General features: G+C 70.5%; 19 protein-coding genes. 10 read left to right on the top strand and 9 right to left on the bottom strand.

Annotated features, from left to right (window positions below; genetic code table 11):
• Nucleotides 1-56 precede the first annotated feature (56 nt).
• Entirely contained in the window at nt 57-1,466 is a 1,410-nt protein-coding gene (locus ABLI39_RS01445) for an MFS transporter (protein ID WP_349411563.1), read from the top strand.
• Between the two features lie 64 nt (nt 1,467-1,530).
• On the opposite strand, the gene hpaE is transcribed toward ABLI39_RS01445, so the two are convergent.
• Both hpaE and ABLI39_RS01435 read right to left on the bottom strand, forming a co-directional pair.
• On the bottom strand, nt 1,531-3,030 hold the full coding sequence (gene hpaE / locus ABLI39_RS01440) for a 5-carboxymethyl-2-hydroxymuconate semialdehyde dehydrogenase (RefSeq protein WP_349411562.1): 1,500 nt from the start codon (nt 3,028-3,030) through the stop codon (nt 1,531-1,533).
• Between the two features lie 95 nt (nt 3,031-3,125).
• A complete protein-coding gene (locus ABLI39_RS01435) occupies nt 3,126-3,842 on the bottom strand; it encodes an IclR family transcriptional regulator (protein ID WP_349411561.1) in 717 nt (238 codons plus the stop codon).
• Nucleotides 3,843-4,195: 353 nt separating this feature from the next.
• On the opposite strand from ABLI39_RS01435, the gene ABLI39_RS01430 reads away from it, so the two are divergent.
• Nucleotides 4,196-5,530: an MFS transporter gene (locus ABLI39_RS01430; RefSeq protein WP_349411559.1), complete on the top strand. Its 1,335-nt coding sequence runs from the start codon at nt 4,196-4,198 to the stop codon at nt 5,528-5,530.
• Nucleotides 5,531-5,623: 93 nt separating this feature from the next.
• Here ABLI39_RS01430 and ABLI39_RS01425 read toward each other — a convergent pair whose 3' ends face one another.
• From ABLI39_RS01425 to ABLI39_RS01405, 5 genes are all read right to left on the bottom strand, one after another.
• A complete protein-coding gene (locus tag ABLI39_RS01425) occupies nt 5,624-6,451 on the bottom strand; it encodes an alpha/beta fold hydrolase (protein ID WP_349411558.1) in 828 nt (275 codons plus the stop codon).
• A 4-nt stretch (nt 6,452-6,455) separates the two neighbouring features.
• Complete coding sequence (locus ABLI39_RS01420; RefSeq protein ID WP_349411557.1) at nt 6,456-6,785, bottom strand: biotin/lipoyl-containing protein; 330 nt, start codon at nt 6,783-6,785, stop codon at nt 6,456-6,458.
• Nucleotides 6,778-7,827, bottom strand: a complete 1,050-nt coding sequence (locus ABLI39_RS01415; protein WP_502935166.1) for an alpha-ketoacid dehydrogenase subunit beta — start codon at nt 7,825-7,827, stop codon at nt 6,778-6,780. Before ABLI39_RS01415 ends, ABLI39_RS01420 begins: the two co-directional genes overlap by 8 nt.
• Nucleotides 7,820-8,869 carry a thiamine pyrophosphate-dependent enzyme gene (locus ABLI39_RS01410; protein ID WP_349411556.1) on the bottom strand — a complete coding sequence of 350 codons (1,050 nt, stop codon included), beginning with the start codon at nt 8,867-8,869 and terminating at the stop codon, nt 7,820-7,822. Before ABLI39_RS01410 ends, ABLI39_RS01415 begins: the two co-directional genes overlap by 8 nt.
• Before the next feature lie 179 nt (nt 8,870-9,048).
• Nucleotides 9,049-10,455, bottom strand: a complete 1,407-nt coding sequence (locus ABLI39_RS01405) for an amino acid permease (protein ID WP_349411555.1) — start codon at nt 10,453-10,455, stop codon at nt 9,049-9,051.
• Nucleotides 10,456-10,628: 173 nt separating this feature from the next.
• Between ABLI39_RS01405 and ABLI39_RS01400 the strand changes: the two genes are divergently transcribed.
• The 6 genes from ABLI39_RS01400 to ABLI39_RS01375 all read left to right on the top strand — a co-directional run bounded on the left by ABLI39_RS01400 (nt 10,629) and on the right by ABLI39_RS01375 (nt 17,163).
• Nucleotides 10,629-11,102: an Lrp/AsnC family transcriptional regulator gene (locus ABLI39_RS01400; RefSeq protein ID WP_349411554.1), complete on the top strand. Its 474-nt coding sequence runs from the start codon at nt 10,629-10,631 to the stop codon at nt 11,100-11,102.
• A gap of 188 nt (nt 11,103-11,290) precedes the next feature.
• Entirely contained in the window at nt 11,291-12,007 is a 717-nt protein-coding gene (locus ABLI39_RS01395) for an NUDIX hydrolase (RefSeq protein ID WP_349411605.1), read from the top strand.
• Entirely contained in the window at nt 12,004-13,314 is a 1,311-nt protein-coding gene (nadA, locus tag ABLI39_RS01390; protein WP_349411553.1) for a quinolinate synthase NadA, read from the top strand. Before ABLI39_RS01395 ends, nadA begins: the two co-directional genes overlap by 4 nt.
• Complete coding sequence (locus tag ABLI39_RS01385) at nt 13,311-15,065, top strand: L-aspartate oxidase (protein WP_349411552.1); 1,755 nt, start codon at nt 13,311-13,313, stop codon at nt 15,063-15,065. The genes nadA and ABLI39_RS01385 overlap by 4 nt, the downstream gene beginning before the upstream one ends.
• Nucleotides 15,062-16,000, top strand: coding sequence for a carboxylating nicotinate-nucleotide diphosphorylase (nadC, locus tag ABLI39_RS01380; protein ID WP_349411551.1), 939 nt, complete (start codon nt 15,062-15,064; stop codon nt 15,998-16,000). Before ABLI39_RS01385 ends, nadC begins: the two co-directional genes overlap by 4 nt.
• Nucleotides 16,001-16,008: 8 nt before the next feature.
• Entirely contained in the window at nt 16,009-17,163 is a 1,155-nt protein-coding gene (locus ABLI39_RS01375) for a cysteine desulfurase family protein (RefSeq protein ID WP_349411550.1), read from the top strand.
• A gap of 22 nt (nt 17,164-17,185) precedes the next feature.
• Here ABLI39_RS01375 and ABLI39_RS01370 read toward each other — a convergent pair whose 3' ends face one another.
• Nucleotides 17,186-17,692, bottom strand: a complete 507-nt coding sequence (locus ABLI39_RS01370; RefSeq protein ID WP_349411549.1) for a GtrA family protein — start codon at nt 17,690-17,692, stop codon at nt 17,186-17,188.
• Between the two features lie 4 nt (nt 17,693-17,696).
• Complete coding sequence (locus ABLI39_RS01365) at nt 17,697-18,371, bottom strand: DUF1684 domain-containing protein (protein WP_349411548.1); 675 nt, start codon at nt 18,369-18,371, stop codon at nt 17,697-17,699.
• An 84-nt stretch (nt 18,372-18,455) separates the two neighbouring features.
• Here ABLI39_RS01365 and ABLI39_RS01360 point away from each other — a divergent pair, with 84 nt between their 5' ends.
• Complete coding sequence (locus ABLI39_RS01360) at nt 18,456-19,841, top strand: M20/M25/M40 family metallo-hydrolase (protein ID WP_349411547.1); 1,386 nt, start codon at nt 18,456-18,458, stop codon at nt 19,839-19,841.
• Nucleotides 19,842-19,871: 30 nt separating this feature from the next.
• A complete protein-coding gene (locus tag ABLI39_RS01355) occupies nt 19,872-20,702 on the top strand; it encodes a hypothetical protein (RefSeq protein ID WP_349411546.1) in 831 nt (276 codons plus the stop codon).
• The last annotated feature ends 60 nt before the right edge of the window (nt 20,703-20,762 follow it).

Raw genomic sequence — 20,762 nt, 5'->3', positions numbered from 1 at the left:
CGGGTCGCGCGCATCGGGAGGAGGGACGATGCGCACCATCGAACGAACCCGGAAACATGACCCTCTCCCCGTCTTCCCAGGCGCCGGCCTCTGCGGCGCCCGCCACCAAGGCACAATCCACCGGAGCCAAAACGGCTGAAGCAGCATCCGCCGAGCCGACCTCCGCGGGCGCCACACCGGCACCACGCGGCGGCCGCTTTGCCCGGCTTCCTCTGCTGGCCGGCCGGAGTTTCATCCCGCTGGGCCTCTTCGCCCGACTGCCCCTGGCCATGCTGACCGTCGGCGCCCTGACCCTGGTCACCGCTGTCACCGGTTCCTATGCCGTGGGCGGCGCCGCCGCCGGCGCCGTCGGCATCGGCTCGGCACTCGGCGCCCCCGTGTTGGGGGCCCTGGCGGACCGGCTGGGCCAGCGCCCCGTCCTGCTCTTTTCGGCCGTCTTCAACACCCTGGCCGTGACCGTCCTCATCCTCGCCGCGTACCTCGTTCCGGGCGGCCGGGAGCTTGCCGGCGCGGCCCCCGTGCTCGCCGCTGCCTTCGTCTCCGGGGCCAGCTGCCCGCAGGTCGGCCCGCTGGCCCGGGTCCGCTGGATGGCCCTGAGCTCCCGCCGCGGCGGGGCCGGACACACGGACGACCTGGACACCGCACTGTCCTACGAGAGCACCGCCGACGAGCTGACCTTCGTGCTGGGCCCGGCCCTCGTGGGTATCCTGGCCAGCCTCATCAACCCCTGGCTGCCGCTCGCCCTCGCCGCCGCGCTGACCCTCACCTTGGTCCCCGCCTTCGCCGTGCACCCCACCCATAGCGCCGTCCCGCGCACCCCTGCACGGAGCCGGAGCGTCTCGGCCGCTGCGCGGCAGCGGCGGGCGGAGCTGACCGCCGGGCAGCGTGCGGCCGGATTCGCTGCCGTCGGGCTCCCGGTGCTGGCCATGGTCTGCATGGGAACGTTCTTCGGCGCGACGCAGACGTCCCTGAGTTCCTTCGCGGCCAGCTTCGCGACCTCGGAACTTGCCGGACTGCTGTACGCGGTGATGGGCCTGAGCTCGGCCGCCGCGGCCCTGTCCGTGGCCTACTGGCCCCGGCGGTTCGGCGTCAACGCCCGCTGGCTGGCCTGCGCCGCCCTGATGGCAGGCCTTGCCGCCCTGCTGCTCCTGCCTTCGACGGCGCTGCCGATGATCCTGGTGCTTCTGGTCCTGGGCCTGCCGGTGGGCCCGCTGATGGTCACCGTGTTCGCCATCGGCGGCCTGGTGGCCCCGGCAGGCAAACTCGGCACGGTGATGACGGCGCTGGCCAGCGGCATCGTCGCCGGCACCGCGGTGGGGTCGTCAGTGGCCGGCCGGCTCGCGCAGGACTTAGGCTATTCGGCCGCGTTCCTGGTCCCGGTCTGCGCTGCGGCGGCGCTGTTCCTGCTGGGCGCGGGCGCCGCCGTCGTCCTCCGGCGAGGAACAACGGCGGCGGCCCCGAGCTGACGTGGAGGCCCGGCAGGTCCACATAGGCGCAGCGGACAATGTCCGGCGCCGGGACCGAGGGGTTTCAGGTCGCGGCGCCGAATTTGGGGGTGTGGACGGTGCCCAGGGTGATGTGGACGGCCTGCTGGTCGGTGTAGAAGTCGATCGAGCGGTAGCCGCCCTCGTGGCCGAGGCCGGAGGCCTTGACCCCGCCGAAAGGGGTGCGCAGGTCCCGGACGTTGTGGCTGTTGAGCCAGACCATCCCCGCCTCGAGGTTCTGCGAGAAGTTGTGCGCCCGGGTCAGGTTGTTGGTCCAGACGTAACCGGCCAGGCCGTAGCGGGTGTTGTTCGCCAGCGCCAGCGCCTCGGCGTCGTCGTCGAACGGAGTGATCGCCACCACGGGGCCGAAGATCTCCTCCTGGAAGATCCGGGCATCCGGCGGGACGTCGGCGAAGACCGTGGGGGCGATGTAGTTGCCGGTGGGCAGCGACTCCGGGCGGCCGCCGCCGGCCAGCAGCCGGCCCTCGGACTTGCCGATCTCCACGTAGCGGGAGACCTTTTCGTAGTGCTCGGGGTGCACCAGGGCACCGACCTCGGTCTTCGGGTCATGCGGGTCGCCGACCACGATGTTCTTCGCCCGGGCGGCGTACTTCTCGCAGAACTCCTCGTAAATGCCGCGCTGGACCAGGATCCGGGACCCGGCCGTACAGCGCTCGCCGTTGAGCGAAAAGACGCCGAACAGGGTCGAGTCGATCGCGGCGTCGAGGTCGGCGTCGTCGAAGACAATCGCGGGGCTCTTTCCACCAAGCTCCATCGAGAGGCCCTTGAGGTTCTCCGCGGCGTTGCGGAAGATCGTCTTGCCCGTGGTGGTCTCGCCGGTAAAGGAGATCAGCGGCACGTCCGGGTGCTTGACCAGGGCATCCCCGGCCTCCTCGCCCAGGCCGTTGACCAGGTTGAAGACACCGTCCGGCAGGCCGGCGTCCTTGAAGATCTTCGCCCAGAGCGAGGCGGAGAGCGGGGTGAATTCGGCCGGCTTCAGCACCACACAGTTGCCGGTGGCCAGCGCCGGGGCGAGCTTCCAGGACTCCAGCATAAACGGCGTGTTCCACGGCGTGATCAGGCCGGCGACGCCGATCGGCTTGCGGTTGACGTAGTTGATCTGGGCGCCGGGGACCTTCATGGCGTCGTCGAACTGCGCCACGATCAGGTCCGCGAAGAAGCGGAAGTTCTCCGCCGCGCGCAGCGCCTGGCCCTTCGCCTGGGTGATCGGCAGCCCGGTGTCGAAGGTCTCCAGCTGCGCGAGGCGGGTCTCCTGGGCTTCGACGGCGTCGGCGATCCTGTTCAGCACGCGGGCACGTTCGCGCGGTTTCATCCGCGGCCACGGGCCGTCGGTGAAGGCCTTGCGGGCGGCGGCGACGGCGAGGTCGATGTCCTCCTTCTGCCCGGCGGCGGCGGTGGCATAGGTCTCGTTGGACACAGGGTCCAGGACGTCGAAGGTCTTGCCGCTGACGGAGTCGACGAACTCGCCGTTGATGTAGTGCCGGATCCGGGTGGGGAGGTCGTCCGGGATGTAGTGCTCGGCCATGGGGATCAATCCTTTGCTTCGGCGGTGAAGTGCTCGGGCGGGGGTTACTTGGCTTGTCAAGGTCCGGGTCCGGCCAGGCCCGGGTAGGCGCGGCGTCAGCCCAACTGGGCCTCGATGCGCGCGGCGCTCGCGGCCAGGGCGGCCGCAACCTCCGCGGGATCCTGCGCGTCGCGGACGTAGACCACTGCCAGGGCAGCCGGCCGGCCGCCCGGTACGGTGACCGGCACGGCCAGCGAGGATACCCCCGGAATCACTTCGTCGTGGCTGGCCGCATAGCCGCGGCGGCGGGCCTCGGCGGCCTCCGGGCGGTAGGGAATGCTTGGGGCGAGGCTGTGCCATTCCCGCTCCGAGAGCGCCGACTGGATCGCGATGCCCGGGGCGCCCGCGCTGACCGGGTGCCGCGAGCCGGGATGCTGGACCACGGCCGCACCCGTGCGGCGGGGATCGACAGTGACGAGCGTGACGCAGTCCTCGCGGTCCCAGACGGCCACGAAGGCGCTCATGTCCAGGGCGTTGGCCAGCTGGGTGAGCTCGGGGAGGGCCGCGGTCTGCAGGTTGCGGGCCACGCCGCGGGCGAGGACGGCCAGGCCGGGGCCGGGCTGGACCCGGCCGCCGTCGTCGCGGATCAGAAGCGAGTGGTCCTCAAGGGTGCGCAGGATGCGGTAGGCGACCGAGCGGTGGACGCCCATGGCGTCGGCGAGCTCGGCGATGGTGAGCGGCTCCGGCGCATCGGCAAGAATCTCCAGCGCCCGGATGCCACGGGAGAGCGTCTGGGACGGGGAGGCCTGGGTGCTGCCGGCGGTCGGGGTCATGGGTCCATCCTAGGGCGGGGTGCGGGAACGCCGGGCGGGGTGTGCCGCAGCGGTGCCGCGGGGTCTCTTGTGCGCGGGCTCATAGTCCAGTTGCGTTCCATATTGGAATTGAGTGTTCGATTATAGAACACTGAATTCGCTCCGCACAAGCCCCTGCGGCGAATCGCGCGGCGGTCTGAGCGTCACGTTTTGGGTACGAGTCAGCCTTTTTCGCCGGAATGTGTGCCTGATCACATGTTTCATAGTAAGATCACAGATACTAACTGACCGTTCGATCAGTAATTCAAGAGGCATTCAGTTATTCTCTTCGCACCCACCCGGGCAGTACCTCTGCCCCCAGCAACGGAGTTCCAATGACCGCAACTTCAACCGTCGATTCAGAGGCGGGCCCCAGCAGCAAGCATGAGGAACGCAAGGTCCTCGCCGGGACGCTGGTCGGTACCACCATCGAGTGGTACGACTTCTTCATCTTCGCGCAGCTGACCGCAACGCTGCTCTCCCCGCTCTTCCTGGCGCCGCTGAACGCCTCCAACCCGGGCCTGGCGCAGATCCTGTCCTTCGCGCTGATCGGCATCAGCTTCCTGTTCCGCCCGCTCGGCGCCATCATCGCCGGCCACCTCGGCGACCGCCTGGGCCGCAAGGCGATGCTGGTCTTCACCCTCGTCATGATGGGGGCCGCGACCGCCCTGATCGGCATGCTGCCGACCTACGCCCAGATCGGCGTCTGGGCCCCGGTCCTGCTGATCCTGCTCCGCATCATCCAGGGCTTCTCCGCCGGCGGTGAATGGGGCGGCGCTGCCCTGATGGCCGTGGAGCACGCTCCGATGAGCAAGCGCGGACTGTTCGGCGCCTACCCGCAGATCGGCGTTCCGGTGGGCATGATCCTCGCCACCGGCCTGCTGTACTTCCTCAACACGTCCATGTCCAAAGAGGACTTCGCGTCCTGGGGCTGGCGGGTGCCGTTCCTGCTTTCCATCGTGCTGATCGTGGTCGGTTACCTGATCCGCCGCGCCGTGGCCGAGAGCCCGGTCTTCAAGGAAATGCAGGAGCGCAAGGAAGAAAGCAAGGCGCCCCTGGGCGAGCTGATCCGCAAGCACAAGAAGGCCGTCCTCTACTCGACGATGATCTTCATCGGCAACAACGCCGCCGGCTACCTGCTGATCGCCTTCTTCATCTCCTACGCCACCAAGTCGCTGAAGATGCCCACCCCGCAGATCCTGCTGGCGACCACCCTGGCGTCCTTCGGCTGGCTCATCTTCACCCTGGTGGGCGGCTGGCTCTCCGACAAGATCGGGCGGGTCAAGACCTTCCTGATCGGCTACGGCATCGTCTTCGGCTGGATGATCCCGATGTTCGCCCTGATCGACACCAAGGACATCGTGCTCTACGGCGTCGCGCTGTTCGTCCTGACCGTCGGCCTTGGCCTGTCCTACGGCCCGATGTCCGCCATGTACGCCGAGATGTTCCCGGCGAACGTGCGCTACTCGGGCATCTCGATCGGCTACGCGTTCGGCGCCATCCTCGGCGGCGCCTTCGCGGCCACCATCGCGGAGGCCCTGCTGCAGGGCACCAAGTGGACCGGCTCGATCGGCATCTACATCATGATCCTCTGCGTGATCTCCGCCGTCGGCGTCGTGCTGGCCAAGGAAACCAAGGGACGCCCGCTCGGCGTCAGCTCCCACCACTAGGCACCCCAAAACAACAACGCGGGGTCACTTACTGCCCATCCGGAACCCCCGGACCGGCGATAAGTGACCCCGCGTTGCTGTTTAAGCGAGGGCTCAGGCGCCGAGGAACTCGATGGCGCCCTGCTTGAAGGCGCGGCTGGTAATGGCGTTGGTGTGGTTCCGGGCCGGCAGGATGAGCTGTTCCACCAGCGCCCCGGCCTTGGCCCCCAGCGCCGCGAGCTCGGGCATGGACTCGGCCCGCTCGTCCTTCTCGCCGGCCACCAGCAGCATCGGCATCGGCGGCACGGCCTCGGCGGGGTCAAACGGCTCGTCCTTGATCGCCTCGACCAGGGACAGCAGGGCAAAAATGTTGTTGCTCGGTAGCAGCTGCGCCATCTTGAGCAGCCCGGCGGTGGACGCGTCAGCGATCGGGGTGCCATCGGCCAGGTACCGCTGCGCGGCGACGAGGTCGAAGTCCGCCAGCGGATCGGCCACGTTGGGTCCGCCCAGCACCAGTCGGTGCACCAGCTCGTGCTGGGTGGCGCCGAATTCCCAGGCCAGCCGGGAGCCCAGCGAGTAGCCGATCACGTCCAGCCCGCTGGCCGGGTCTCCGTCGCGCAGCGGGCGGGCGCCGGCGTCGAACGCGATCTGCAGCAGGTCCGCGCGGATCCGGCTGGGGGAGTAGGAGTCGCGGTCCTCGGGGGCGCCGCTGCGGCCGTGGCCTGGCAGGTCCACCGTAATGACGCGGCGTCCGGCCTCGGTCAGGGATGTGATCCAGCCGGTGTCCTCCCAGTTGAGCTTGGCGGAGGAGGAGAAGCCGTGCAGCAGCAGCACCGGACGCAGGCCGGCGTCGTCCTTGGGATCATGCACCCCGACGTACAACTGGGGGTCGGTGCCCTCGACGGTGTGGGAATGCTGTTCGCCGGTGTGCCTGCCGCTCATGGTGTCAGTCCTCATCAAGTACGGCGCTCAGGCGGACCCGGCGCATCGGTGCCTCTTCCTTCGGGACCGTGCCCACGATGCCGGCGGTGTTGTCCGGCACCTCGAACACGATCAGGGGCTCGCCGACGTTGATCTTGTCGCCGGGCCCGCCGTGGATACGCACTACCTTACCCGCCTGCGGGCTGGGCAATTCAACGGCCGACTTGGTGGTTTCCACCTCCACGAGCGGCTGGTTGCGCTCCACCTGGTCGCCAGGGGAGACCAGCCATTCCAGCACGGTCGCCTCGATCAGGCCCTCGCCGAGATCCGGCAGCGGGAAGGAAATTTCAGCCACGTTTGTACTCCAATACTCGCTGGATGCCAAAGAGGATCCGGTCAATGTTCGGGATGTATTCGTCCTCGAGATCGCCCGAGGGGTACGGGACGTCGAAGCCGGTCACGCGCTCCACGGGGGCGCGAAGCGTGTCGAAGCAACTCTGCGTGATCAGCTGTGCCACCTCCGCGCCGAGGCCCGAGGTCAGCGGCGCCTCATGGACGACGACGGCGCGGCGCGTCTTGCGCACGGACGCGGCCAGGGCGTCGGCGTCGATCGGCTTGAGCCAGCGCAGGTCCAGGACCTCGATGTCGATCCCGTCCTCGGCCGCGAGCTCGGCCACCTGCAGGCAGCGCGCCACCATAGCGCCCCACGCCACCAGGGTCAGGTGCCGGCCCTCCCGCATGACCTTGGCGCGGGTGGGGGAGCCGCCGTCGGCGTCGTGCGTGGCGGGGTCCACCTCGCCCTTCTGCCAGTAGCGGGACTTCGGCTCCATAAAGATGACCGGGTCCGGCCGCGTGGCGGCGTACTTGAGCAGGTGGTAGGCCTCGTGCGGGTTCGACGGCGAGACCACCTTCAGGCCAGGCACGTGGGCGAAGAGCGCCTCGAGGCTTTCGCCGTGGTGTTCGGGGGCGCGGATGCCGCCGAAGCTGGGCACACGCAGGGTGATCGGCATCGGCAGGGTGCCGCGGCTGCGGTAGTTCATCCGGGCGATCTGGCAGACGATCTGGTTGACGGCCGGGTACGCGAAGCCGTCGAACTGGACCTCGGGGATGGGGTGGAAGCCGGCCATGGCCAGGCCCACGGACATGCCGAGGATGCCGGATTCCGCCAGCGGGGTATCGAACACCCGCTGCTCGCCGTGCTTGGCCTGCAGCCCGTCGGTGATCCGGAAGACGCCGCCGAGCTGGCCGCAGTCCTCGCCGAAGATGACGGCCTTGGGGTCTTCCGCGAGTACCTCGTCGAGGGCCCGGTTGAGCGCCTGCTGCATGGACATCACGGTGGTGGTCGCGGGGGCAGGCGCCGCCGCCAAGGTTCCGCTTTCAAGGGTCGGGTTAGACATGTTCGGACTCCTCGCGCCAGTTGGCGGCCTGGGCCTGCAGGGCAGGGGTGGTTTCCTGGAAGACCAGGTCAAACATTTCGGTGCCGGGGCGGGAGCCGAGGGCCTGGATGCCGGTGCGGATCTGCTCCTCTTCGGCCTTGGCGGCGGCGAGGGCTTCGGCGAAGAAGGCCTCGTCGGCGATCCCGTCGGCGAGCAGCCGCTTGCGCAGGCGCTCCAGCGGATCCTCGCCGGCGCCGTCGCGCTCCTCGTCGAGGGAGCGGTAGCGGCCGGGGTCATCGGAGGTGGAGTGCGGGCCGCGGCGGTAGGTCATGGCCTCGATCAGCACGGGGCCGTTGCCGGCCCGGGCGTGCGCGAAGGCGCGGCGGGTGGCTTCGACGACGGCGACGACGTCGTCGCCGTCGATCTGCAGCGCCGGCATGCCGTACCCGGCGGCGCGGGCGGCGACCGAGCCGCCGGCGACCTGGCGCTCAGTGGGCACCGAGATGGCCCAGCCGTTGTTCTGGACAAAGAACACCACGGGCGCCTTCATCACGGCCGCGAAGTTCATGGCCTCGTGGACGTCGCCCTGCGAGGAGGCGCCGTCGCCGAAATAGGTCAGCGCGACGCCGAGCTTTCCGTCGGCGGGACGGGCCAGGGTCTGGCCGTGGGCCCAGCCGACGGCGTGCAGCACGGACCCGGCCACCACGGCCTGGATCGGGGCGAGCCGGGAATCCAGCGGGTTGTAGAGGCCGCCGTGCCAGGTGGCCTTGTGGGTGGACATGTAGCCCACCATGTCCACGCCCATGGTCCGGGCGACGCCCATCTCGCGGTAGGTGGGGAAGACGAAGTCGCGGGTGGTGTCGACGGCATAGCCGCTGCCTACCTGGGCCGCCTCCTGGCCGAGTTCCGGGGCGTAGCCGGGGATGATGCCCTGCCGCTGCCAGGCGATGGCCGAGGTGTCGAGGTGCCGGACGGCGACCATCAGGGTGTACAGCTCGCGGAGCTCGGCGGGGGTGAGCGGGCCGGCGTCGTCGCCGGAAACCGCGAGGGGGAGTGTGTCCATGCCTGTGACCCTAGTCACGGTCCGGAAGTTAGGCAATCAGCTCAGGAAACGTTGACCACTCTGCGCAAGAGTGCCAGCAGCACCGCCGCCGCACGTGACAATTTGTGCAGCCGCGGACCATACCCAACTGACTGGCAGCAGGGGCCGTTATGGGCGTCCCAAACGGCCCCTTCTGCGAGCTACTTGGGCTCGGTTGCCCGGGATTCCTCGGGCCGGCGGGTGCGGTTGGCCGCGAGCCGGGCGCCGATCCAGCAGGCGGCGGCGATGCCGGCGATCAGCGCCATGGTGCTGAAGAGCTGCTTGCTGCTCTCCGGGCTGCTGAATCCGACGGCGAAGATCAGGGCCAGGAGCACCAGGCCAAAAATGGTCAGTCCGGGGAAACCCTTCATCCGCAGCGGCAGTTCGGTGCCGGCGCGGTCGGCCCGGCGCCGGAGGATCAGCTGGGAGACCAGCGCCGAGCCCCACACCACGAGGCAGGTCGAGCCCACCAGCTGGAACAGGGCCGGCAGGATCTGTTCCGGGAACAGCAGCTCCAGCACTGCGGCCAGGAAGCCGAACGCCACCGAAATGCCGACGGCGATCACCGGAACGCGGGCCGCATTCAGGCGCGACAGGAAGCGCGGGGCTTCGCCGCGTTCGGACAGGGAATAGGCCATCCGCGAGGCGCCGTACAGGTTCGCGTTCAGGGCGGAGAGCAGGGCGACGACGGCGACCAGGGTGATTGCCGCCCCGGCGCCCGGGATGCGGGCCAGGTCCAGGACGCCCGCGAACGGGGACTTGAGCGCCGCCGACGTCGAGGGCAGCACGGCGGCGATGACGAAGACGGAGCCGATGTAAAACACCAGGATGCGCCAGATCACGGTGCGGATCGCGTGGCCGACGCTGTGTTCGGGGTTCTCCGTCTCGGCCGCGGCGACGCTGACGATTTCGGTGCCGCCGAAGGCGAAGATCACCACAAACAGCGCAGTGGCGATGCCGCCCAGGCCCGCCGGGGCGAAGTCGGAGGTGATGTTGCGCAGTCCCGGGCTGGGAACGTCAGGCAGCCAGCCGAGTAGCAGGGCCGCGCCGATGGCCAGGAACAGCACGATGGCGGCGACCTTGAGGATGGCGAACCAGAACTCAAACTCGCCGAAGTTCTTCACGCCGGCGAGGTTGATGGCGGTGAACAGCGCCATAAAGACCAGCGCGAGCCCCCACACGGGAATCACCGGCCAGACGGTAAAGAGGAGCCCGGCCGCGCCGAGGGCCTCGGCCGCAATGACAACAACGAGCTGCAGCCACCAGAGCCAGCCGACCGTGGCACCGGCGGTCCTGCCCAGGGCCTTTTCGGCGTAGACGGAGAACGCGCCGCTGTTCGGGTTGGCGGCGGCCATCTCGCCGAGCGCCCACATCACCAGGATGATCAGGGTGCCCGCGACGAGGTAGGAGATCAGGACGGCCGGGCCGGCGGCCTGGATCCCGGCCCCCGATCCGAGGAACAGGCCGGCGCCGATGGCGCTGCCGAGGCCCATCATGGTCAGCTGGCGGGGCAACATGGTGTGGCCGAGTTTCGGGGCCGGGCGCTCCGCGGGGGACTTCGTTGTCATGCTGGCGAACCTTCTTACGGTGGTGTTGGCGTCCTTTTGGGACCATACGAATTTACCGCCCCCGGCGGGCCCCTTGGTGCGGCCGGCGTGAGAGCATGGTTGCAGTTTGTTGATCAACCGGCCCGGATCGCGACGATGTGTGCCCTTGAAACTCTGCAGGCAAGGAATCTGAAGTGAACGTCGACGCGCTCGATGCCAAAATTGTCCGATTCTTCACGGACTCCCCGCGCTCCTCTGTCCTGGAGGCGTCCAGGGTGCTCAAGGTCGCCCGCGCCACCGTGCAGTCCCGGCTGGACCGGATGCAGGACAGCGGCGTCATCGGGTCGTGGGTGCCGCAGCCGGACCCGGCCCGTTTCGGCTACCCGGTGGTGGCCTTCTGCTCCCTGACCATCAACCAGGACCTTGGCCACGACGCCGTCGTGGAGGCGCTCGCGCGGATTCCGGAGCTGATCGAGATCCATACCGTGTCCGGCGGATCGGACCTGATGGCCCGCATCGCCGCACGCTCCAACTCCGACCTGCAGCGGGTATTGGACGCCATGATCGCGACCCGGACGGTGCTGCGCTCCTCCTCGGTGATCGTGCTCAATACGCATTTCCAGGGCCGCACCCTGCCGCTGCTTGAGGCCGCCGCCGCTCAGCAATAGCTCCCGCGGCACCGCGCCCGCCACCCCGCCGCCCCCTTGCATCGGCGGCGCAGCGAAACATTTTGCGCCCGGCCGCCGGCGTCGTAGAATTAGTTCTAGTCAATTTGACTATAACTATTCCGGCGGTCCGGCCGGAACTGTCCGGCAGGTCCGCAGGGACCGGGCCGGATCCCGGAACCCGGGGGTCGATCACCGTCTACACCTCTCCAGCCAACGTCTCCGAGCGCCAGCTCGCGCCGCCGTCGCTGGCCATTTCCACGGTGATCTTCGCCCTGCGGCCGAGTGAACGCTCCGGCCGCCCCACGCTCTGGATCCCGCTGGTGCGCCGGATCCGCGAGCCCTTCAAAGGCCAGTGGGCCCTCCCCGGCGGGCCGCTGACCCATTCCGAATCGCTGCAGGACGCCGCCTCCCGCAACCTCCGCGAGACCACCGGGCTGGCGCCGAACTACCTGGAACAGCTCTACGCCTTCGGCGGGCTGCACCGCTCGCCCACCCAGCGGGTGGTCTCGATCGTCTACTGGGCGCTCGTCCAGCCCACCGAGGCCGCGCTCGCCGATGAATCCGAAAACGTCCGCTGGTTCCGGGCGGACCGGCTCGGCGACCTGGCCTTCGACCACAACGCGATCATCGACTACGCACTCTGGCGGCTGCGGAACAAGATGGCCTACGGCTCGATCGCCTACCACCTCCTCGGCGAGTACTTCACCCTCGCGCAGGTCCGGGAGGTCTACGAGGCCGTCCTGGACCGGGAGCTGGATCCGGCCAACTTCCGCCGCCAGATCAAGGCCACCCCGGAGATCGAAGAAACCGACGAATACCTCCAGGGCGGCAAACACCGCCCGCCCCGCCTCTACCGCTTTACCGGCCGGCCCGGCCTCGATCCAGACAACAGGAGCACACCATGAGCAGCGTCAACACGGCGATCCAGCTGATCACACGCGAGGCGGCCGCGGGCCAGGCGACAGCCGCCGCGGCAGCTTCCACTTGCAGCCCGGCCCTGGCCCGGGGCCCCTGGGACTTCGACCTCGCCGAGGCCGTCGCCGGTGTTCCCGCGTACGGCCCGGGCGCCTCCGCGGCCGACGTCGCCCCGCCGTCGACCCCCCGGCAGGGGCAGCTGCCGGAGGAATACCGCCTGGCCGGGGACGCCGAGCTGGACGCCCGGATCCGGGCCGCCAAGGCGGCGCTGGGGGACCGGGCCGTTATCCTCGGCCACTTCTACCAGCGCGACGAGGTGGTTGAATACGCCGACTTCGTGGGCGACTCGTTCCAGCTGGCCAACGCGGCCCTGACCAGGCCGGACGCCGAGGCGATCATCTTCTGCGGCGTGCACTTTATGGCCGAAACCGCGGACATCCTCTCCGCCCCGGAGCAGGCCGTGATCCTGCCCAACCTCGCCGCGGGCTGCTCGATGGCGGACATGGCGGACATCGATTCGGTGACCGAGTGCTGGGAGCAGTTGGAGGAGTTGTTCGGCACCGAGCCCGACGCCGACGGCCGGGTCCCGGTCATCCCGGTCACCTACATGAACTCCTCGGCGGCACTGAAGGGCTTCTGCGGCGAACACGGCGGCATCGTCTGCACCTCCTCCAACGCCGCCACGGTGCTGGAATGGGCGTTCGAGCGCGGCCAGCGCGTCCTGTTCTTCCCGGACCAGCACCTGGGCCGCAACACGGCCAAGGCCATGGGTGTGCCGCTGGCGCAGATGCCGATGTGGAATCCGCGCAAGGAACTCGGCGGCAACGACGAGCAGACGCTGCAGGACTCCCGCGTGATCCTATGGCACGGTTTCTGCTCGGTCCACAAGCGCTTCAACATCGCCCAGATCGAAAAGGCCCGTGCGGACTTCCCGGGCGTGCAGGTGATCGTTCACCCGGAGTGCCCCATGGAGGTGGTGGACGCCGCCGATTCGGCCGGCTCCACGGACTTCATCCGCAAGGCCATCGCCGCCGCCACCGAGCCCACGGTCTTCGCCGTCGGCACCGAGATCAACCTGGTCAACCGGCTGGCCGCCGAGCACCCACAGCACACCATCTTCTGCCTGGACCCGGTGATCTGCCCCTGCTCGACGATGTACCGCATCCACCCCGGCTACCTGGCCTGGGTGCTGGAGGCCCTGGTCCGCGGCGAGGTGGTCAACCGCATCACCGTGGCGGACGACGTCGCGGCCCCCGCCCGGGTCGCCCTGGAACGCATGCTGGCGGCGCGGCCGTGACTAGGCGGCTCGTCGTCGTCGGCAGCGGGATCGCCGGGCTGTACGCGGCGCTGCTCGCCTCCGAAGCGCCCGGCGTCGAGGTGGTGCTGCTGACCAAGGGCACGCTCGAGGAGAGCAACACCTTCTACGCCCAGGGCGGGATTTCCGCGGTGCTGGCACCGGGGGAGGCCTCGCCGGGCGACTCCGTTGCGGCGCACATTGCCGACACCCTGGCCGCCGGGGCCGGGCTGAACGACCCCGACGCCGTGCGCATCCTCTGCACCGAAGCCGTGGGCGACATCGCCGGGCTGCGGCGCTTCGGCGTGCACTTCGACGCCGGGGCCCACGGCGGACCGGCGCTGGGCCTGGAAGCGGCGCATTCGGCTGCCCGCATCCTGCACGCCGGCGGCGACGCGACCGGCGCCTGCATCGCCCGGGGCCTCGTGGCCGCCGTGCTGGACCGCGCCGTCCAGGGGCGGCTCCGGGCGGAGACCGGCGCTTTTGTAACCGAACTGCTGACCGGGGGCGGTGACCCGGACGGCGGTCCAACGGGCTCCGTCACCGGGGTCGCCTACCTGGCCGGCGGACAGCCCAGGGAACTGGACGCCGACGCCGTGTTGCTCGCCACCGGCGGCGCCGGGCGGCTGTTCGCCCGCACCAGCAACCCGTCCGTGGCCACCGCCGACGGCCTCGCGCTGGCCTTGCGCGCCGGCGCCGCCGTCCGCGACCTGGAGTTCTTCCAGTTCCACCCCACCACGCTCGCAGCGGCCGAAGTGCCCGGCGGCCCGCCCGCGCTGCTGATCTCCGAGGCGGTGCGCGGCGAGGGCGCCGTGCTGCTGGACGCCGCCGGACACCGCTTTATGCCCGACTACCACCCCGACGCCGAGCTGGCCCCGCGCGACGTCGTCTCACGCAGCATCGCCCTGCACTTGGCGGCGACCGGGCGCCCGGCCGACAGCCCGGTGTACCTGGACGCCCGGGGCATTGATGCCGGCCGCGGGGCAGGCTTCCTGGCCCGGCGCTTCCCGACCATCACCGCCAGGACGCGGGCCGCCGGCTACGACTGGACCACCGAGCTGCTGCCGGTGTCCCCGGCCGCGCACTACTGGATGGGCGGGGTGGCCACCGACCTGCGCGGCCGCACCTCGGTGCCGGGACTCTACGCCGCGGGCGAAGTGGCGTGCACCGGCGCCCAGGGCGCCAACCGGCTGGCCAGTAACTCGCTGCTCGAAGGGCTGGTCTTCGGGCGGCGGGCCGTCGAGGACTTTCTTGGCGGCGAAACGGTCTGGGTGTCAGTTCCGGCGTCGTCCGACGCCGTTCCTCCGCGTGCTGTCTCGGCCGCAAGCGGCCTCCCCTTGACGCACGCTTCCGGAACGCCATCGAACGACGGTGGACAGTCTTCCTTGGGTGCCGCCCGGGAAAATCACCCGGCCGGGCCGCCCGATGGTGTTACAAGGACGCTGCCTGGTTCCGGGGCTTTTTCTCGGGACGCCCTGGGGCGGTTGATGACCAAGGCTGCCGGGGTGGTGCGTTGTGGGGTCGAGCTTGATGCTGCCGCGGAGCAGCTCGGTGCCTGGGCCGCCGTCGTTCGTCCGGGGGCCGTGGCGGACAGCCTGGACCCGCGGGCGCACGAGGACCGCAACCTGCTGCTGGCTGCCGGCCTGCTTGTGGAGGCCGCCCGGAACCGGACCGCCTCCGTGGGCGCCCACTACCGGGCCGACACGGACCCGGCCTCCGCCCCCGCCCACTCGATGCAAAGGATTTCCTCATGACCACCACCAGCCAGGGCACCCCAGCCTCTCCGGCCGATGCCCGCGTCGAGCTCGCCGGGTCCCTGCCCGCGGCCGCCGTCGACGCCGTGCTCCGCGCCGCCCTGCTGGAGGACGCCCCTTACGGCGACATCACCTCGCAGACCCTCATTCCGGCCGATGCCCGCGCCACCGCGGTGCTCGCAGCCCGGGTGCCCGGCGTGTTCAGCGGCGGGCAGGTCTTTGCCGCCGCGATGAAGCTGGCGGACCCGGACGCCGCGGTCGAACTGCTCGTCGCGGACGGGGCGGCGTTCGATGCCGGCACGGTGCTGGCACGGGTGAGCGGCAACGCCCGCGGCGTGCTGCTGGCCGAACGGGTGGCGCTGAACCTGGTCCAGCGGATGAGCGCGATCGCCACGCGGACCGCGGAATTCACCGCCCTGGTCACCGGCACCCGCGCCCGGATCACCGACACCCGGAAAACGACACCGGGGCTGCGGGTGTTGGAGCGCTACGCGGTCCGGTGCGGCGGCGGGGCAAACCACCGCTTCAGCCTCTCGGACGCGGTGCTGGCCAAGGACAACCACCTGGCGGTACTGACCGGGGGAGACCCCGGGAAGCTCACCGCCGTGTTGCGCGGCGCCCGCGCCCGGCTGGGGCACACCACCCACTTCGAGGTGGAGGTGGACAGCATGGAACAGATCGAGCCAGTGCTGGCCGCCGGCGTGGACACCATCATGCTGGACAACTTCTCGCTGCAGGACCTCGCCGCCGGCGTCGCACTGGTCGCGGGGCGGGCCCGGGTCGAAGCCAGCGGCAACGTCAGCCTCGCCACCGTGGCCGGGATCGCCGCCACCGGCGTGGACGTCATCTCGGTCGGGGCCCTCACCCACAGCGTCACCGCCCTGGACCTCGGGCTGGATGTCGAGCTCGACGTCGAGCTGGAAACGGCCGGCTGAGGCGCGCCGTGATCTTCCTCGATGCCGCCGCCACCACGCCGGTCCGCCGCGAAGTCCTCGAGGCCATGTGGCCCTATCTCAGCGGTGACTTCGGCAACCCGTCGAGCCACCATTCGCTCGGCGACGCCGCCGCCAGGGCGCTCGCGGGAGCCCGGGAAGCGACGGCGAAGGCCCTGGGCTGCCGGCCGGGAGAGATCGTCTTCACCTCCGGCGGCACGGAGGCGGACAACCTCGCCGTCAAGGGCATCGCCCTGGCCCGGCGCGCGGCCGATCCGCGCCTGGACCGGGTGGCGATCAGCGCCGTCGAACACCCCGCGGTGGAGGAATCCGCCCGCTACCTCGAACGCGTCCATGGCTTCGCCGTCGACGTGGTCCCGGTGGACGGCTATGGGCAGGTGAGAGAGGAAGCGCTCGCTGCCGTGCTCCGGCCGGAAACCGCGCTGGCCAGCGTGATGTACGCCAACAACGAGGTGGGCACGGTCCAGCCCGTGGCCCGGCTGGCCGCGCTGGCCCGGGGACTCGGCATCCCGTTCCACAGCGACGCCGTGCAGGCCGCCGGCTGGCTGCCCCTGGATGTGCGCGAACTCGGCGTCGACGCGCTGAGCATCTCCGGCCACAAGCTGGGCGCCCCGAAAGGCTGCGGGGCGCTGTATGTGCGCGGCCGGACCCGACTGGAACCGCTGATCCACGGCGGCGGGCAGGAGCGGGGCCGCCGCTCCGGCACCGAGAACGTGGCCGGGGCCGTGGCCCTGGCGACGGCGCTGGGCCTGGCCGGGGCGTCCGGGCCGGAAGCGTCCGCCCGGGTGGCCGCCCTGCGCGACGACTTCATTGCCGCCGTCCTGGCGGGCGTGCCCGGCGCCGTCCTCACCGGGCATCCGGCGGACCGTCTGCCCTCCGTGGCGTCTTTCTGCTTCCCCGGCACCAGCGGCGAATCCGTGCTCCTGGAGCTGGAACGGCAGGGGGTGATCTGCTCCAGCGGCTCGGCCTGCGCCGCGGGGTCCGACGAGCCCTCCCCGGTGCTGCGGGCGATGGGGATCGGCGCCGAGGTGGCCCAGACGGCCGTGCGCTTCAGCTTCGATTCGTCCGTCACGGCCGCAGAGCTGCACGAAGCGGCGGCCGCGGTGCGCACCGCCGTCGGCAGCATCCGTACCCTCGGCGGCTGAACCCGGGCACCGGAACCCCTGGCTAGCGGTGCCGGGCGCGGCGGAAAATCCAGTGCCGGAGCATGGTGAACCGCACGGCCGTCGCCAGGAAGCCGGAGAGGGTGGTGGTCCAGAGCTCGTCGGCCACGGTCGCGTCGGGGTTGATCCAGTGCAGGATGCCGAGGCTGCCGCCGGTGATCAGGAGCGCGACGACGATCACGATCAGCCCGTTGAGGTGGTCGCGCTTCATCCGGTGCCGCTCGGTGATCTTGAACGTCAGCCGACGGTTCAGGGCCGTGTTCATCAGCGAAGTGATGATCAGCGCCGCCGCGTTGGCCGGCTGGGACCCGATCCACGGCCGCAGGAACGCATACAACGCCAGGGAGGTCACGGTGCAGACAATGCCGACGCCGGTAAAACGCAGGAGCTGCCGGACCGCCGGATAGCGGAGCAAGCCCCGGTGGCGGCGCCGTGGGGCAGCGGATGGGCCGGGTGAACCGGAGGAAACGGTCTGCGGGGTTGGCTGCGCCTGTTGTAGCTGCGACTCCATCCGGCTAGTACAGCTCGCCGACCGGGATGTCCACGGCCAGGCGGTTCGAGGGCCCGGCCAGCGGGCAGGCCCACGCCTCGTTGTACGCGCAGGAGGGGTTGTACGCGAAGTTGAAGTCCAGCACGAACTCGGCGTCGTCCCCGGAGCCGGTGACGCCGTGGAAGGCGCCCTTGATGGTGTCCAGCAGGTACCGCCCGGCGCCGTAGCTGCCGCCGGGCTGCCCGGCGGTGGCGTCCCGGAACGGCACGAAGATGCCGCCGCCGTAGCCGTTGAGCTTCCAGACCGCGAGCTGGCCCATCTCGGGGAGGTCGAAGGTGCCGAGCCGGACAAAGCGGACCACGCCGTCGGTACCGGTCTCGACGTTCATCTCCCGCCCGGCGCCCTCCTTGGTGATGGGGACGTGGAAGCGGTAGATCGGGTCGTAGTCGGCGGTCTTGAGGCCCCCGAAGCTGCCCTTGGCCGCGTCGGTCAGCGGCGACGCCGGGTGCGTGCCGAACATGCGGTCCCGCTCGTGCCGCCAGTAGGAGTGCGCCTCGGCCGGGCTGTCCGCCGCGATCTTCCGCACGGTGGCGTAAAGCGCAAAGGTCCGGAGCCGCCAGTCCGCGATGTCGACGGCGGACATCCGCGCGACGCCGTCCGGCTCGCCAAAGTCCGCTCCATCAAAGTGCTGTTCAGCCATCCCCCCAGCCTAGCCGGGTTTCGTTGCCCGAAATGCGGCGGGCCCTCCGGCCCGGCGGGGCGGCCGGGCCGTAGGCTGTCGCGCATGCACACCACCGACCCCGCCGGGTCCGCCCGCCGCGCCGCCGCCTCGCTGGCGGAACTCGTCCGGTTCCGCACCGTGTCCTCCCGGGTTCCCGCCGAGTTGGAGACCGCAGAGTTCGAGGCCTTCCTGGCCGCCCTGCCCCGGCTCTACCCCGCGGTCTACGCCGCGCTGGCGGTGGAACGGGTCAACGGCCTGGCCCTGCTGTTCCGCTGGCCCGGTACCGCACACGCCGACGCCGGCGGGCCCGCCGGGGTCGAGGCCGGCGCCGGGAGCCGCCCCGCGGTGCTGATGGCGCACTACGACGTCGTCCCGGCCGGGGACGGGCAGGCCTGGACGCATCCGCCGTTCTCCGGCCATAACGACGGCACCCACCTGTGGGGCCGCGGCACCCTCGACGACAAAGGTGCGCTGGTCGCCATTCTGGAGGCCGCGGAGGCCCTGCTCGCTGAGGGCTTCACCCCGGCCCGCGACGTCTACTTCTCCTTTGGCAACAACGAGGAGACCGCCGGTGACAGCGCTTCAGCCGCCGCCGCGCTTCTTGCCGCCAGGGGAGTGCGGCCCTGGATCGTGCTGGACGAGGGCGGCGCCGTCGCGGGAGGCGCGTTCCCGGGCGTGAGCCGGCCGGCCGCCGTCGTCGGCGTGGCGGAAAAGGGGATCCTGGACGTGGAGCTGCTCACCCGCGACCCCGGCGGACACGCCTCGACGCCGCCGCGGATGGGGGCCACGGCGCGGCTGGCCCGGGCCATCACCCGGATTGAGCGCAGCCCGTTCCCGCAGAGCCTGCCGGAGGTGACCGCGGAGATGCTCCGGCGCTTTGGCCCGCACGCGCCGGCCCCGCTGCGGCTCGCCTTCGCGAACCTGTCGCTGCTCAGGGTCCCCATGACGTGGCTTTTCGGCCGGCTGGGGAACGAGACCAACGCCATGACTCGCACCACGGTGGCCGTGACCACCCTGGAGGGCAGTGCCGGCGCCAATGTCCTCGCCGCGACGGCCAAGGGGAACGCCAACATCCGGATCGCGGTGGGGGACACCGTGGCCGGAACCGTGGAGCGGCTGCGGAAGGTCATCCGCGACCCGACGGTGGAGCTGCGGGTGGTGGAGGGCAACGATCCCACGCCGGTGTCCGACTTCGCCGGAGCCCAGTGGCAGCTGCTGGAGGACTGCATCGCCGCGACCTTCCCGGAGGCGCTCATCACGCCGTACATCATGATGGGCGGGACGGATTCGCGCCGCTTCACCGGGATCTGCGACGCGGTCTACCGGTTCGCGCCCTTCGCCATGGACGCCGCGGACCGCGGCTCGATCCACGCCGTGGACGAAAAGATCTCGCTCGAGACCCTGGGCCGTGGCGTCCGGTTCTACGAAACGCTGCTCCGGAAACTCTGATCGGCCGTAGGCCCCGGCTACGCTGGCTCCATGACTGGGACGGCTATTTCCCGAGGACTCCGGATCGCCGCTGCGCTGGCGCTCGCCGCGACGGCGCTCGCCGGCTGCAGCAGCGACGGCAAGGGCACGCCGGCCTGGACGGCTGGCAGCCCGGGCGGGAGCTCGACGGCGGATCCCTCTGCCGGGACCGCGTCGCCGGGAGCGCCGGGCGCCTCGGCGTCGGGCACCGCCTCCGGCACGGCCTCCGCAGGGGCCTCCGCGGGGGCCTCCGCGGGAGCGACGGCGGCGGCGTGGAAGACCTTTACGGACCCGGGCAAGACCGTGAGTTTCGACCTCCCCCAGGAATGGATCGCGCAGTCGGTCGCCCCGGCGCCGGGCACCCTGCCGGCGGCGCTCAAGATCGAGGTCAAGGACGCGGAGGGCCGGTACCTGGCCACGCTGCAGACCGGACTCCCGGCCCAGGCGGCCGGCGCCTGCGCGGCCGAGGCCGCGAAACCGTACGTGGTGGTCAGTAGCGTTCCGGTGGAACTGCCGCACCGCGGCGGGGAGGGCACCATCGACCCGCACGTGGTCTTCCGCGTGATCCAGGGCTACAAGTATTTCGGGTCCTACGGCATCACCAACGTGGTCGGGGGAGCGGAAGGCAAGGCCTGTTCCCTGCAGAACCTCGTGCGCGGGCCCGACGGCAAAGGCGACTACTCCTTCGGGGACCTGGCCGAGCTGAAGGCATTCGCCCCGGACCAGAAAGTGGCGCCGGCCAAGTCCTTTGACACGCTGGCCCAGGCGGACGCCTATGTCAACGCGGGGTCGGAATTCGCCAATGTCCAGCGGATGCTAATGTCGCTGAAGATTAAAAACTAGTCCCGCCGCCGGCTTCATTGCGGCCCGGGGCGACTGCCCGCCCGCTGAGAGTTCAGCGGC

The organism is Pseudarthrobacter sp. B907 (assembly GCF_040137805.1).
Lineage (GTDB): Bacteria > Actinomycetota > Actinomycetes > Actinomycetales > Micrococcaceae > Arthrobacter.
The sequence above is the reverse complement of the archived record's forward strand: the minus strand, read 5'-3'. Positions and strand labels throughout refer to the sequence as shown.

What these genes read in the sequence shown, in the direction of transcription:
- ABLI39_RS01425 (WP_349411558.1), bottom strand. Translation starts at nt 6,451, where the DNA reads ATGAGCGGCAGGCACACCGGCGAACAGCATTCCCACACCGTCGAGGGC.
- nadA (WP_349411553.1), top strand. Translation starts at nt 12,004, where the DNA reads ATGAGCAGCGTCAACACGGCGATCCAGCTGATCACACGCGAGGCGGCC.
- ABLI39_RS01415 (WP_502935166.1), bottom strand. Translation starts at nt 7,827, where the DNA reads ATGTCTAACCCGACCCTTGAAAGCGGAACCTTGGCGGCGGCGCCTGCC.
- ABLI39_RS01405 (WP_349411555.1), bottom strand. Translation starts at nt 10,455, where the DNA reads ATGACAACGAAGTCCCCCGCGGAGCGCCCGGCCCCGAAACTCGGCCAC.
- hpaE (WP_349411562.1), bottom strand. Translation starts at nt 3,030, where the DNA reads ATGGCCGAGCACTACATCCCGGACGACCTCCCCACCCGGATCCGGCAC.
- ABLI39_RS01410 (WP_349411556.1), bottom strand. Translation starts at nt 8,869, where the DNA reads ATGGACACACTCCCCCTCGCGGTTTCCGGCGACGACGCCGGCCCGCTC.
- ABLI39_RS01430 (WP_349411559.1), top strand. Translation starts at nt 4,196, where the DNA reads ATGACCGCAACTTCAACCGTCGATTCAGAGGCGGGCCCCAGCAGCAAG.
- ABLI39_RS01365 (WP_349411548.1), bottom strand. Translation starts at nt 18,371, where the DNA reads ATGGCTGAACAGCACTTTGATGGAGCGGACTTTGGCGAGCCGGACGGC.
- ABLI39_RS01370 (WP_349411549.1), bottom strand. Translation starts at nt 17,692, where the DNA reads ATGGAGTCGCAGCTACAACAGGCGCAGCCAACCCCGCAGACCGTTTCC.
- ABLI39_RS01435 (WP_349411561.1), bottom strand. Translation starts at nt 3,842, where the DNA reads ATGACCCCGACCGCCGGCAGCACCCAGGCCTCCCCGTCCCAGACGCTC.
- nadC (WP_349411551.1), top strand. Translation starts at nt 15,062, where the DNA reads ATGACCACCACCAGCCAGGGCACCCCAGCCTCTCCGGCCGATGCCCGC.
- ABLI39_RS01360 (WP_349411547.1), top strand. Translation starts at nt 18,456, where the DNA reads ATGCACACCACCGACCCCGCCGGGTCCGCCCGCCGCGCCGCCGCCTCG.
- ABLI39_RS01445 (WP_349411563.1), top strand. Translation starts at nt 57, where the DNA reads ATGACCCTCTCCCCGTCTTCCCAGGCGCCGGCCTCTGCGGCGCCCGCC.
- ABLI39_RS01355 (WP_349411546.1), top strand. Translation starts at nt 19,872, where the DNA reads ATGACTGGGACGGCTATTTCCCGAGGACTCCGGATCGCCGCTGCGCTG.